The sequence below is a fragment of the Nocardioides sp. Z43_10 genome, from assembly GCF_059766615.1.
Genome location: NZ_JCBAJY010000002.1, coordinates 13,264 through 26,279, shown reverse-complemented (window position 1 = coordinate 26,279; position 13,016 = coordinate 13,264). Strand labels below are relative to the sequence as shown.

The window sequence follows — 13,016 nt, the reverse complement described above, 5'->3', positions numbered from 1 at the left end:
CATCCGCTCTGCGGAACGTCCCCCCGGGAGGGAACCCCTTGAAGTCAGTCCTGTCCGGCCGCGCGCGCGCTGCCGCCTCCACGCTTGCGCTGGCACTGCTCGCGGTGCCGCTGAGCTCGGTGCCCGTCTCCGCGGCCCCCGCGGACGGGCCCGCCGCTGCCCGCGCCGCCGCGCCGAGCAAGGTCGTCACCGGCTCCGAGCCGATCGACTACGTCGCGCTCGGCGACTCCTACAGCGCCGGCCCGCTGGTCCCGGCCCAGCGCGCCGACGCCGGCGGCTGCCTGCGCTCGACGAACAACTACCCGGCCTACCTGGCCGGCTACTTCGACGTGGCGAGCTACGTCGACGTGACCTGCTCGGGAGCCGAGACGATCGACCTGCTCTCGCGCCGCCAGACCACGATCATCCCGGGCCCCGCCCCGGCGCCGCAGGTCCAGGCGCTCAGCAAGGAGACCGACCTGGTGACGATCGGCATCGGCGGCAACGACTACGAGCTCTTCGGCTCGATGATCAAGGTCTGCAAGGCCGTCGCCGAGCTGGACCCCAAGGGTGCGCCGTGCAAGCGGCACTTCACCCGGCGCGGTGTGGACACCAAGCTGCGCGACGCCGACCGGATCCGCCGTGACGTCGGCAAGGTGCTGCGCGCGGTGCAGCGCCGGGCCCCCCACGCCGAGGTGTACGTCGTGGGCTACCCCCGGCTGCTGCCCCAGAAGGGCACCTGCAAGGCCGTGAAGTTCGCGGCCGGCGACTTCCGCTGGGGCAACCGTGTCGAGCGCCGGCTGAACCTCTCCCTGCGCAAGGCCGCGGCCAACAACGGGGCGCGCTACCTCGACCTCTACCCGGTCTCGCGCGGCCACGACGCCTGCGCCGGCGGGCAGGCCTGGATCAACGGCAGCACGCTCAACGTGCTGCGGGCCGCCGACCTCCACCCGTTCCGCATCGGGATGCGCGGGGCGGCCCGCGAGATCTACCGGCAGCTGACCGGGGGGCACACCGCCCCCGGCTACGCGTTCGCGCGGCCGCCGGTGGGCTCCCAGCGCACGCGCTGAAGCGTCTCGTGGTCCGGCGCGGCGAGTGCGCGCCGGACCCGAGACGCGTAGTTTGCTTCAGCATGGAGAGCAGTGATACCCGCGACGAGTCCTACGCCCAGCGTCTGCGGCAGCGCGAGGGCGTGTGGTGGAAGCGGCTGCTCGACGTGCAGCGGCCCTACCGGTGGAACCTGCGGCGCCAGGGCCTGGGGCGCACGCTCGACATCGGGTGCGGCATCGGGCGCAACCTGCGCTCCCTGGAGCCCGGCTCGGTGGGCGTGGACCACAACCGCGCCTCGGTCGAGGAGGCACGCAGCCGGGGGCTGCAGGCGCTGACCACCGAGGAGTGGGAGGAGAGCCCGCTCGCCGTCCCCGGCTCGTTCGACAGCCTGCTGCTGGCCCACGTCATCGAGCACATGGACGAGGCCGCCGGGCGCACGCTGCTGGAGGACTACCTCCGGTTCCTGCGCCCGGGCGGCCGCGTCTTCCTCATCTGTCCTCAGGAGCGCGGCTACGCCACGGACCCGACGCACGTCCGGTTCACCGACTTCGAGGCGCTGCTGAGGCTGACCCGCGACGTCGGGCTGGCCCACGAGCGGTCGTTCAGCTTCCCGTTCCCGCGCCGGGCCGGGCGGCTGTTCACCTACAACGAGTTCTGCGTCGTCGCCCGTCAGCCGGGGCGCGGCGCCGCCTGAGGTCCGTTCAGCGGGGGCGGCGCGCCAGAGCCCGGCCGGCCGCGCGGCCGGAGAAGATGCAGCCGCCGAGGAAGGTGCCCTCGAGCGCGTTGTAGCCGTGCATGCCTCCGCCGCCGAACCCGGCGACCTCGCCCGCGGCGTACAGGCCGGGGATGGGGGAGCCGTCGGGGCCCAGCACCCGGGCGTCGAGGTCGGTCTCCAGGCCGCCGAGGGTCTTGCGGGTCAGGATGTTGAGCCGTACGGCGATTAGCGGCCCGTGCGCGGGGTCCAGGAACCGGTGCGGCTTCGCGACCCGGATCAGCCGGTCGGTGCGGCTGCGCCGGGCGTTGCCGATCGCCATCAGCTGCAGGTCCTTGGAGAAGGCGTTGTCCAGCTCGCGGTCGCGGGCGACCAGCTCGGCCTCGACCGACGCCGGGTCGATCACCGGCGGGCTCCCGGCGCCGTCCACCGGGCCGCGCGCCAGCCGGTTCATGCCGGCGACCAGCGCGGCGACGTCACCGGCGACCACGAAGTCGACGCCGTGCTCCTTGAAGGCCTCCACCGGGGCCGGAGCTCCCTTGGCCAGGCGCGCGCGCAGCAGCACGCCCACGTCCTTGCCGGTGATGTCGGGGTTCTGCTCGGAGCCCGAGAGCGCGAACTCCTTCTCGATCACCGACTGGGTGAGCACGAACCACGAGTAGTCGTGGCCGGTGCCCAGGATCGCCTTGAGGGTGCCGAGGCTGTCGAAGCCGGGGAAGTTGGGCGCCGGCAACCGCCGGCCGGTGGCGTCGAGCCACAGCGACGAGGGCCCGGGCAGGATCCGGATCGCGTGGTCGGGCCAGATCGGGTCCCAGTTGTGGATGCCCTCGGTGTAGTGCCACATCCGGTCCCGGTTCACGACCCGCCCGCCGGCCCGCTCGGTGATCGCGAGCATCCGCCCGTCGACGTGCGCGGGGACGCCCGAGATCATCGTCGCCGGAGCCGGGCCCAGCCGCTCGGTGGGCCAGTTGGCCCGGATCAGCTCGTGGTTGTGGCCGATGCCGCCGGAGGTCACCACCACGGCGTCGGCGCGCACCTCGAAGTCGCCGACGCGCTCCCGCGAGGAGGCCTCGCCGCGGGCGGCGTCGCTCGGCTCCAGCACCGTGCCCCGGACGCCGACGACGACACCGTCGTGCACGACCAGCTCGTCGACGCGGTGCCGGAACGCGAACGAGACCAGCCCGGCCCGCTCGCCGGCCGCGACCGGCTCGGCGAACACCCGGACGACCTCCGGGCCGGTGCCCCAGGTGAGGTGGAAGCGGGGCACCGAGTTGCCGTGCCCGGTGGCGGTGCCGCTGCCGCGCTCGGCCCAGCCGACGAACGGCATCACCCGCAGCCCCAGGTTGCGCAGGTAGTCCCGCTTCTCTTCGGCGGCGAAGCGGACGTAGGCCTCCCCCCAGCGCCGCGGCCAGCGGTCCTCGTCGTCCTCGCGGTCGAAGCCGGCCGAGCCGAGCCAGTCCTGCAGCGCCAGCTCGGGGGAGTCCTGGATGCCCATCCGGCGCTGCTCGGGGGAGTCGACGAGGAAGAGGCCACCGAGTGACCAGAAGGCCTGACCGCCGAGGTTGGCGCGATTCTCCTGGTCGACGACGAGCACCCGGCGCCCGGCCTGCACCAGCTCGTGGGTGGCGACGAGGCCGGCCAGGCCGGCCCCGACCACGATGACGTCGGGCTCGAAGGTGGGGGTCACGCGCTCTCCTCGGGGGTGGTGGTGGCGGGGGCGCCGGTGGTGGGGCTCCGGTGGTGCGGCTCCGGTGGTGTGGGTGCGCAGGTCCTCGAGCGTCCGGGCCAGCAGCAGGGTCTCTGGGTGAGGCGGGTGCGGCTTTCACACGTTAACTCGTGAAAGCCGTGCCGGACGGGGCCTCTGGGACCGGTGGGGCCGCCGAGGCCCGAGCCCGGGAACTGGCCACACGAAACCCGCACTTCCCACGTGTTCCTTCACGTGGGAAGTGCGGGTTTCACGAGTTAACTCGTGAAAGCAACGGCCGTTCGCCCCACATCAGAACGCCCCTGACCCACCGGCCGGCTCAGGCCCGGCGGTGCAGGCGCCGCACCAGATCCGGCTCCAGCGCCCCGAACCCGGTGCTGGCCCATGGCTCCGCGTCGGTCTCGAAGTAGTGCACCGGCACCCCGTCGCGGACCACGTCGAGCACGTCGGGGCGCGCCCCCGCGCCCAGCGCCCGCCGGCACGCGGCGCACAGCGGGACCCGGCCGGGGCCGTCGCCCGGGGCCAGCGTCCCGTGCGTGCTGGCCTCGCCGTGCAGCGGATTGAGGAAGCAGGTGGTCTCGGGGGTGAACGCCCTGCCGCGGCGGGCGGCGCGCAGGGCCTGGCGGCCGCGGCTGGACAGCACGAGGGCGCCGACGCTGTCGAGCACGTCGACCTCGTCCACGCTGCGTTCCCCGAGCACGCGGCGGGCCAGGTCGTAGTGGTCCAGGGCGGCCTGCCAGGCCGACTGGTCCCCGTGCCGCTCGATGTCGGTGTCGTCGATGTCCTCGCCCAGCGCGAGCAGCTCGGCGTGCGCACGCCGGTGCAGCTGCTGGTCGTGGGCGTCGCGGACCCGGTCCAGCGCCGAGGCCGGCAGCGCGTACGGCGCGTCGCGGCGCCCGACTGCCCGCGACGACGAGCGCCGTCGTACCAGCAGGGCCAGCAGCACCAGCGCCAGCAGCACGCCACCGACGACGAGACCGTCGGGAAGTCCGTCCGGCTCGGCGGAGCCGCTGGGCTGCTGGGTCTGGGCGGTGGTGCCGGGCGCGTCCGCGCCCCCGCCCGTCTCGGCCTCCTCCTCCGCGGCCAGGCGGGCGTCGCGACGGGCCTCGGCCTTCTGGTGGATCCGCGCGACCCGTCCGTCGGCGATCGCCGACGCGATCGTGGTCAGCTGGGCGCCGAGGTCGTCGGGGTGGAGCTCGCGGCCGATCGCGGTGATCTCCCAGGTCTGGTCGGGCTCGCCCTCGACCAGGGTGTCCCACTGGTTGACCTCGAGGTGGAAGTCGCCCTCACCGTAGAGGGGCTGGTTGGCGAGGTAGAGGCCCGGCTCTCCCGACGCGTCGTGCAGGCGGCTCAGCAGGTCCGCGGGCTCGCCACCGTAGGCATCGTCGAGGTGGAAGGGGTAGAGCACCACGTAGGTGGGCGTGCCCTGGGCCTCGGCACGAGCCAGGTCCGCCTTGAGCTGGGCGAGCTCGGCGGGGTCGACGTGGCGCGCCATGCCCGGGCCCACGAAGACCCCGTCGCGCTCGAGGGCGAACTGGATGGTGCTCAGCTCGTCGGTCATCCGCGCTCCTTGGCTGTGCGGGAGGGGCCGCGGTCGCGGCCGGGCCTCCGCAGCAGGTTCACCAGGAGCATCAGCGCCAGGTAGCCGCCGCCGGCCAGCAGGGTGCCCAGCAGGAGCCCCCCGCCGAGGCCGCCCCAGTCGTCCGAGTCGAGCGCCACCACCTCGGAGTCGTCGACGAGCGCCAACCACTCGGTGATCCGGGTCTCGGGGTCCCCGACCAGGTCGAGCCACTCGGCGGGGCTGTCGTCGGTGGCGAGGACGTGTCCCTCGGCGGTGCCGTGCCAGCCCTTGCCTCCGGGCTCCCAGACCAGGTAGGCGGCATCGTCGCCGAGCTCCTGGGCGAGCTGGTCGATCACGTGGCCGACTCCCTGGTAGCCACCCTCACGGGTGGAGCCCCAGACCACGACGTACGCCGCCGGGTCGACGTCGGCGGCCGCCGCCTCGAGGCGCTCCTCGGCCCTCTCGGCGAGCATCGACCGCCCGTCCGGCGCCACGTGGACGCGGTCCTCGCGCAGCTCGGCCACCGCGGCGGCGACGCGGTCGCCGACGACCAGCTCGTCGCTGTGCCGGGCCTGCAGGACCGCCACCGACGCCAGCCCCGCACCCGCGCCGAGCACGAGCGCGAGGCCGAGGTTGCGCAGGCGGGAGCCCGGTCGTTGCCCGCGGGTCATCGCGCCACCGCTCGCCGCTCGTCGGCGACCTCGCGCCACAGGTCGTCGCTCAGGGCGCCGTAGCCGGTCTGCGCCCACACCGAGTCCCCGGTGTAGTAGGGGCGAGAGGTGCCCCATCGGCCGCGGGGAGGCTCGTGCAGCGGGACGAACTCGGCGGGGTCGTCGTGGACCCGCTCGCAGCGCCGGCAGACCGGCACCGGGAGCGACGCGCGCCCGGCCGGCGCCTGGACGCTGCGACGGGCCTCGCCGTGCAGGGGGTTGTAGAAGCAGCAGCGGTAGCGCTGCTCGCCGGCGCGCCCGGCCACCAGCGCCAGGCCGGTCCGGGCGAGCACCAGGGCACCGACGACGTCGAGGAGGTCGGGGGAGTCCAGCAGCTCCTCGGCCGTGGCGCGACAGCCGGTCGCGTCGTCGAGGTGGGCAGCGCCGTGACCGCGGGCCAGGGCGCGATCCAGCTGCTCCACCGCGTGCCGTGCGTCGAGGCGCACCCGCGCGAGGTTCACCACCGGCCCCGGCTGGGGGCGGCTGGCCGACCAGGCGCGCAGCGCCCGCCGGCAGAGGAGGAACACGCTCACGCCCACGGTCGCCGCCACGAACGCGAGCCAGCCCGTGGGCAGGGGCGCCTCCACCTCCGGGCGCGCCTGCGGACTGGTCCACAGCGAGCTCGTCGAGTACAGGGCGTGCTCGTCGGCGGTGAGCGGCTCCTCGGGGTCGAGGAGGGCCTCGAGCGCGATCGCCGCGGTGGCTGCGGACGAGGGCACCGGCGCCGTGGTGTCCTCGAGCGCCGGGCGCACCGACTCCTGGGCCGTGCGCGCCGCCTGGCTCACCTTGAGCTCGCGCTCGACTGGAAGCCCGAAGATGTAGTGGCTGACGCCCGTTTGGGGGAAGCCGACGACGATGAGCGCGTCCCGGTCCGCGCCGGCCTGCTCCATCCGGGCGTGCAGCACCTGGGCCAGGTCTCGGGTGGGCTGGTCCGCGGAGAGGCCCGGCGGCCGGTCGACCAGCACGACGTACGTGGACAGCCCGTGGGCCTGGCTCGCCTCGGCGGCCAGCTCGGTCAGCGCCGCGTCGATCTCCGGGGTGGCGCCGTTGCCCATGGAGCTCGAGACCAGCACCGGGTCCTCGCGCAGCGCGTCGAGGATCTCGTCCACGGTGCGGGGGGCCTGCGCCTCGTCGCGCGTGGTCGGGGCAGCAGTCGGCACCGGCACAGGTTAGACGAACCGCAGGCCGGGGGCTGGCTCAGCCCGCGGCGGCGCGCAGCTTGGCCAGCAGCGGCTCGGCGGCCTCGGCCAGGAACCGATCGATCCCGGCGTCGCCGACCTGGATCAGGGCGATGTCGGTGAAGCCTGCCTCCCAGAACGGCCTGACGGCCTCCACGATCGCGTCGAGGTCGGGGCCGCAGGGGATCTGCGCGGCGATGTCCTCGGGGCGAACGAAGCTGGTCGCGGCGGCGAACCCGGCCGTGGTGGGCAGGTCCGCGTTGACCGCCCAGCCCCCTGCGGACCAGCGGAACTGCTCGTGCGCGCGCTGCACGGCGCTCTCCTGGTCGGGGTCCCAGCAAATCGGGATCTGGCCCAGCGCCTTGGCCGGCGAGCCGATCGTCGGCGCGCCGGCGGTGGCGTTCCAGGCCTGGATCAGCTCGGCGGAGGGCTCGGTGGCGACCAGGTGGTCGGCCAGCGGGGCGAAGCGCGCGATCGCCTTCTCGCCCCCGACGGCCACCGCCAGCGGGACACCGCCGTCGGGCAGGTCCCAGATGCGGGCCGAGTCGACGCGGAAGTACTGACCCTCCCAGGTGACCAGCTCCCCGGAGTGCAGCCGCCGGATGATCTCGATCGCCTCCACCAGCATGTCCTGGCGCACATCGACGGCCGGCCAGCCCTCGCCGATCACGTGCTCGTTGAGGTTCTCGCCGGTGCCCAGGCCGAGGGTGAAGCGGCCGTCGGCGAGCAGCTGCAGCGTCGCCGCCTTCTGCGCCACCACGGCCGGGTGGTAGCGCATCGTCGGACAGGTCACGTAGGTGGCCAGGTCGACGCGCTCGGTGGCGTGGGCGACCGCGCCCAGCACGCTCCACACGTACGGCGCGTGGCCCTGCGCCTCGAGCCAGGGGAAGTAGTGGTCGCTGGCGACCTCGAAGTCGAAGCCGACCTGCTCCGCGGCCACCGCGTGGCGCACGAGGTCCTTGGGGCCGCTCTGCTCGGTCATCAGGGTGTAGCCGAATCGGGTCATGCGGGCACGGTGTCCCGATCGGTGGGGTTCCATGCGTGCGGGCTGCCGGGGCTGCCGGGGCGCCGGGAGGCTGCCGTTTGGTCCCCAACGGCGGCGAATCCCGGGATCTGGCCCCCGTCTCTGCCCAATCGGCGACCTCCGCGCCCGTCGCGGCGACCCTCTGCGCCCGTCGCGGCGGGTACGGCGACCGGGGAGGCGGGGGGGTCAGCGGGCGCCGTGCAGGCGGGGCAGCAGGTCGGGGTCCAGGGCGCCGTACCCGGTGCTGGCCCAGGGCTCGTCGGAGGTGTCGAAGTAGTGCACCGGCCGGCCCTGGCGCAGTACGTCGAGGGTGTCGGGGCGGCGCTTGGCCTTGAGGTCGGCCCGGCAGGTCTTGCACAGCGGGACCTCGACCGTCGCCTCCCCGCGCTGAACGGGGGTGGTCCCGGTGGCTCGGCCGTGCAGCGGGTTGAGGAAGCAGGGGCGGGCCAGCTCCGGGGTCCGGCCGGCGAGCGCGGCGGCGAGGGTCAGCTCGCCCCGGCCGGCCAGCTCGATCGCGCCCACCACGTCGAGCACGTCGGGAGTGGGCGTGCCGCGGCGCAGCACGCGTCTGGCTCCGTCGTAGTGGTCCAGCGCGGACTGCCAGGCGTCGGCGTCGTGGTGCTGGCTGATGTCGGCTGCGTCGATCGCCTCGCCCAGCGCGAGGACCTCGCGCTCGGCGCGCAGGAGGAGCTGGCGGTCGTGGGCGTCGCGGATCCGGTCCAGCGTCGACTCGGGCAGCACCACGCCGCCGTGACGGCCCCCGGTCCTGCGTCGCCACCAGCCCCAGCCGGCGGTGACGACCAGGGCGAACACCAGCCCGGCGACCAGCAGGCCGGAAGGATCCCCGCCGATGGCCGCGTCCTCGTCGGGGGCCGAGGACGTGCCGCCGCCGGCGCCGGTGGAGTCCACGGTGGCCTCGTAGCGCTCCGCGACGGTGTCGGTGGCGACCATCTCGGTCAGCGCGACCAGCCCGGCCCCGAGGTCCTCCGGCTGCTCCGCCTCGGGGGCCTGCTGCACCTCGAACGCATCGACCGTCCGCGATCCGGGGGCGCTGTAGTCGCGGATGGCGAGCTGGTAGCCGTAGTCCTCGACGTCGTCGAGCGCGCGGTGCGAGACGTAGAGTCCCGGCTCGCCGAACCGATCGTGCAGCCGGGTCAGAAGCTCCTCGGGCTCGCCGGACCACGGGTCGCCGGCGGCGTAGGGGTAGACCACGACGTACATCGCCACGTCGCTGGCGGCGATGTTGGCCTGGATCTCGGCCAGCTCGGTCGCGTCGACGTGCTGGCGCACCGAGGGGTGCACGTGGACCCCGCCCTGCTCCAGGTCGGCCTGGATCCGGTCCAGCTCGTCACCCACGGTGTCCCCCTCCTGGCGCGTCGATCGCGCGCGTCCTGCGTCGGCCCAGGCGCCACTGGATCAGCTTCGCGACGAGCACCGCCGTCGGCATCGCCAGCAGCCCGATCGCGAGACCGCCCATGATGCCGTAGGCGACGCCCCAGCCGGCGCCGATGTCAGGGGTGCCCCGGTAGTCGGGTCCCACCTCCGCGGCCTCGATCTGGGCGATCATCTCCAGCAGGTGGGTGGTCGGGTCGCCGACGAAGTCCTCGCTCACCTCGCCGCGGATGTTCAGGGCGTGGTCCCACACGACGCCGTCGGTCGGGGCCTCCCACACGACGTACACGCCGGGTCGGCCCACGTCGTGGGCGAGCGCCTCGACCGTCGGGTGCAGACTCGGCATCCCGGCCACCCGCGCCATCTGGCCCACCACGAGGTGGACGGCCGGGTCGGCGGCGGCCACGGCCGCCTCGAGCCGGGCCTCCTGCTCGACGGACACCATCCGGCGGCCCTCCTCGGTCACGAAGACCCGGTCCTCGCGCAGCTCCTCAGCCGCGGCCCGGCCCCGGTCGCTCGCGGCCAGCGTGGGAGCCTCACCGTCGTCGGCACCCAGGACGGCGATGCCCCAGCCGCCCGCGCCGCCGAGGGACGCCGCCGCCACGGCCAGGCCGAGCGCGGCGGTCCGCGAGAGCACTCGCTCCTCGCCGCGATCCTTGCCGCGATCCGCGCCGCGCTGGGCGCCCCGGCTCGGCCGGCTCACGTGTGCACCGGGGCTTCGCGGACCTGATCGACGTAGTCGTCGACCAGGCAGCCGAAGCCGGTGCGCGACCACACCGAGTCCAGCTTCCAGTACGGGCGGCGCCTGCCCCACCCTTGCGGCACCGTGAGCGAGTCCGGAGAGCGGCCCGCGCCGGCGTCCTTGCGGCAGCGGGTGCAGCAGGGGACCGAGACCCCCGCCGAGGCGGCCCGGCCGGTGGCCTCGCCGTGCAGGGGGTCGAAGAAGCAGCACCGGTACGGCGCGCCGCCGACGAGCGCGCGGGTGCCGGTGCGGGCCAGGGTCAGCGCGCCCACCTGGGAGAGGTCGTCCGGCTGGGCGAGCAGGCGCTCGGCCTGGGCCAGGCACTCGGCCGCGTGCGTGTGCCCGGGGCGGTCGGCCCGGCCCCGGGCGACCTTGCGTGCCAGCGCCCTGACCTCGCGCTGGACCTCCGCGCGCTGCACGCCCGGGGCCGGTGTCGCGGTGGCGGTCGCCAGCCTCGGTGCCGGGGCCTTCGGTCGGCGCCAGCTGCGCGCCGCGGCGTACGCCGCGAGCCCGGCGATCAGGGCCAGCGCGACGGGGAAGGCGTAGAGCTGCCAGGGGTCGGGCTCCCAGGCGATCCACTCGTCGTTGTCGGGTGCGGCGACGAAGGAGGTCTCGGCGCGGACCTCGGCGAGCTCGCCCGCGGAGATGGCGCCGTCGTCCGCGCCGTGCAGGGCCAGCGCCGCCTCACCGGCGGGGGTGACGCAGCACCCACCCTCCCTCAGCTCCTCCTCGGCGAGGCGAACGGCCATGCCGAGGGCGTCCTCGTCGATCTCGACGTCGTACACCGCCCAGCTCAGGTCCTGGGCGTCGGTCGCGGCCAGGTAGAGCCCCGGCTCGTCGAGCTCCAGGTGCAGCAGGCGGACCAGCTCGTCGGCCGGCCGGTCGGGCGAGAGGTCCTCGGGGTGAGCCACCAGGGCGACGTAGACGGGGACGCCGACCTCGGCCGCGAGAGCGGTGAGGTCGGCGTCCACGTCCACGGTGCGGCCCTGGCCATGGAGCTGGTGGACCAGGACGGAGTCCTGGACCAGAGCGTCGGCGATCTCGGCGACGGTCCGGGCCTGCAGGCCGGACTCCTCGGTCGAGGGGCCGGGGAGGGCCTCCAGCGAGGTCAGTCCTTCAGCTCGCAGATCACGGCACCGTTGGTGACCGTGGCCCCGACCTCGGCCTTGAGCCCGGTGACGGTGCCGGCCTTGTGGGCCTTGAGGGGCTGCTCCATCTTCATCGCCTCGAGGACGATGATGACGTCGCCCTCGGCGACGCTCTGGCCCTCCTCGACGGAGACCTTGACGATCGTGCCCTGCATCGGGCTGGTGACGGAGTCGCCCGACGCCGCGGCGCCGGACTTCTTGGCGCCGCGGCGCACCCGCTTGCCGGTGGGGGAGGTCGTCACCGGTCCGAGCCCGCCGCCCAGGCCGCCGAGCCCGGCCGGCAGGACGACCTCGATGCGCTTGCCGCCGACCTCGACGGTGACCGTCTGGCGCTCGCCCTGCTCCCCGCCCTCACCCTGCTCGCCGGAGTAGGGCTGGATCTGGTTGTCGAACTCGGTCTCGATCCAGGAGGTGTAGACGCCGAAGCCGGTGCCGTCCCCGATGTAGGCCGGGTCGTTCACGACCGCCTCGTGGAAGGGGATCACCGTGGGCATGCCGTCGACGCTGAACTCGCCCAGCGCGCGACGCGAGCGCTCCAGGGCCTGGGTGCGGTCGCGACCGGTGACGACGAGCTTGGCGACCAGCGAGTCGAACGCGCCGGGAATGGTCTCGCCGGCCTCGTAGCCGCCGTCCACGCGCACGCCGGGACCCGACGGCGGGTTCCACTTGGTGAGCGTGCCGGGGGCGGGCATGAAGTTGCGCCCGCCGTCCTCGGCGTTGATCCGGAACTCGATCGAGTGGCCGACGACCTGCGGGTCGTCGTAGCCCAGCTCCTCGCCGGCGGCGATGCGGAACATCTCGCGGACCAGGTCGATGCCGGTGACCTCCTCGGAGACCGGGTGCTCGACCTGCAGGCGGGTGTTGACCTCGAGGAACGAGATCACGCCGTCCTGGCCGACGAGGAACTCGCAGGTGCCCGCGCCGACGTAGCCGGCCTCCTTGAGGATCGCCTTGGAGGAGGTGTAGAGCGTCTCCATCTGCTCGGGGGTGAGGAACGGCGCGGGCGCCTCCTCGACGAGCTTCTGGTGGCGGCGCTGCAGCGAGCAGTCGCGGGTGGAGACCACCACGACGTTGCCGTGCTGGTCGGCCAGGCACTGGGTCTCGACGTGGCGCGGCTTGTCCAGGTAGCGCTCGACGAAGCACTCGCCGCGGCCGAACGCGCCGACGGCCTCGCGGACCGCCGACTCGAACATGTCGGCGACCTCCTCCTCCTTGCGGGCCACCTTGAGACCGCGGCCGCCACCGCCGAAGGCGGCCTTGATCGCGATCGGCAGCCCGTGCTCGCGGGCGAAGGCGAGGACCTCGTCGGCGTCCGCGACCGGGTCGGCGGTGCCGGCGACGAGGGGGGCGCCGACCTTCTGGGCGATGTGGCGGGCCTGCACCTTGTCGCCGAGGGCGTCGATGGCGGCCGGCGGGGGACCGATCCAGATCAGCCCGGCGTCGATGACGGCCTGGGCGAAGGCGGAGTTCTCGGCGAGGAAGCCGTAGCCGGGGTGCACGGAGTCGGCCCCGGTCTTCTTGGCCACGTCGATGATCTTCTCGATCGACAGGTAGGAGTCGGCGGGGGTGCTGCCTCCCAGCGAGTGGGCCTCGTCGGCCAGACGCACGTGCAGCGCGTCGCGGTCGGGCTCGGCGTAGACCGCCACGCTCCCGATGCCGGCGTCGCGGCACGCGCGGATCACGCGGACGGCGATCTCGCCTCGGTTGGCGATGAGGACCTTCTGCAACGCACGTGTCTGGGGCACCCGGTAACTCCTGCTCTGAACTTCGGAGGATCTGTGCTGTTCTTCTGCGCTCGGCAGCGTACCGTCACTG

General features: G+C 74.2%; 11 protein-coding genes. 2 read left to right on the top strand and 9 right to left on the bottom strand.

Annotated elements, in window-relative coordinates:
- Positions 1-38 precede the first annotated feature (38 nt).
- Together AC6EI4_RS03420 and AC6EI4_RS03415 are read left to right on the top strand one after the other, a co-directional pair.
- Positions 39-1,049: an SGNH/GDSL hydrolase family protein gene (locus tag AC6EI4_RS03420; protein ID WP_498423433.1), complete on the top strand. Its 1,011-nt coding sequence runs from the start codon at positions 39-41 to the stop codon at positions 1,047-1,049.
- 62 nt (positions 1,050-1,111) lie between these two features.
- Entirely contained in the window at positions 1,112-1,723 is a 612-nt protein-coding gene (locus AC6EI4_RS03415; RefSeq protein ID WP_498423431.1) for a class I SAM-dependent methyltransferase, read from the top strand.
- 7 nt (positions 1,724-1,730) lie between these two features.
- Here AC6EI4_RS03415 and AC6EI4_RS03410 read toward each other — a convergent pair whose 3' ends face one another.
- The 9 genes from AC6EI4_RS03410 to AC6EI4_RS03370 all read right to left on the bottom strand — a co-directional run bounded on the left by AC6EI4_RS03410 (position 1,731) and on the right by AC6EI4_RS03370 (position 12,946).
- Positions 1,731-3,428, bottom strand: a complete 1,698-nt coding sequence (locus AC6EI4_RS03410; RefSeq protein WP_498450588.1) for an FAD-binding dehydrogenase — start codon at positions 3,426-3,428, stop codon at positions 1,731-1,733.
- A 337-nt stretch (positions 3,429-3,765) separates the two neighbouring features.
- Positions 3,766-5,007, bottom strand: a complete 1,242-nt coding sequence (locus AC6EI4_RS03405; protein ID WP_498450587.1) for a hypothetical protein — start codon at positions 5,005-5,007, stop codon at positions 3,766-3,768.
- Entirely contained in the window at positions 5,004-5,678 is a 675-nt protein-coding gene (locus AC6EI4_RS03400) for a hypothetical protein (protein WP_498450586.1), read from the bottom strand. Before AC6EI4_RS03400 ends, AC6EI4_RS03405 begins: the two co-directional genes overlap by 4 nt.
- Positions 5,675-6,877: a hypothetical protein gene (locus tag AC6EI4_RS03395; protein ID WP_498450585.1), complete on the bottom strand. Its 1,203-nt coding sequence runs from the start codon at positions 6,875-6,877 to the stop codon at positions 5,675-5,677. Before AC6EI4_RS03395 ends, AC6EI4_RS03400 begins: the two co-directional genes overlap by 4 nt.
- Before the next feature lie 37 nt (positions 6,878-6,914).
- Positions 6,915-7,901, bottom strand: a complete 987-nt coding sequence (locus tag AC6EI4_RS03390; RefSeq protein ID WP_498450584.1) for a TIGR03557 family F420-dependent LLM class oxidoreductase — start codon at positions 7,899-7,901, stop codon at positions 6,915-6,917.
- 204 nt (positions 7,902-8,105) lie between these two features.
- Positions 8,106-9,275 carry a hypothetical protein gene (locus AC6EI4_RS03385; RefSeq protein WP_498450583.1) on the bottom strand — a complete coding sequence of 390 codons (1,170 nt, stop codon included), beginning with the start codon at positions 9,273-9,275 and terminating at the stop codon, positions 8,106-8,108.
- Entirely contained in the window at positions 9,268-10,014 is a 747-nt protein-coding gene (locus AC6EI4_RS03380) for a hypothetical protein (RefSeq protein WP_498450582.1), read from the bottom strand. The genes AC6EI4_RS03385 and AC6EI4_RS03380 overlap by 8 nt, the downstream gene beginning before the upstream one ends.
- Positions 10,011-11,030, bottom strand: coding sequence for a hypothetical protein (locus AC6EI4_RS03375; RefSeq protein ID WP_498450581.1), 1,020 nt, complete (start codon positions 11,028-11,030; stop codon positions 10,011-10,013). Before AC6EI4_RS03375 ends, AC6EI4_RS03380 begins: the two co-directional genes overlap by 4 nt.
- A gap of 131 nt (positions 11,031-11,161) precedes the next feature.
- Positions 11,162-12,946, bottom strand: coding sequence for an acetyl/propionyl/methylcrotonyl-CoA carboxylase subunit alpha (locus tag AC6EI4_RS03370; protein ID WP_498450580.1), 1,785 nt, complete (start codon positions 12,944-12,946; stop codon positions 11,162-11,164).
- Positions 12,947-13,016: the final 70 nt, after the last annotated feature.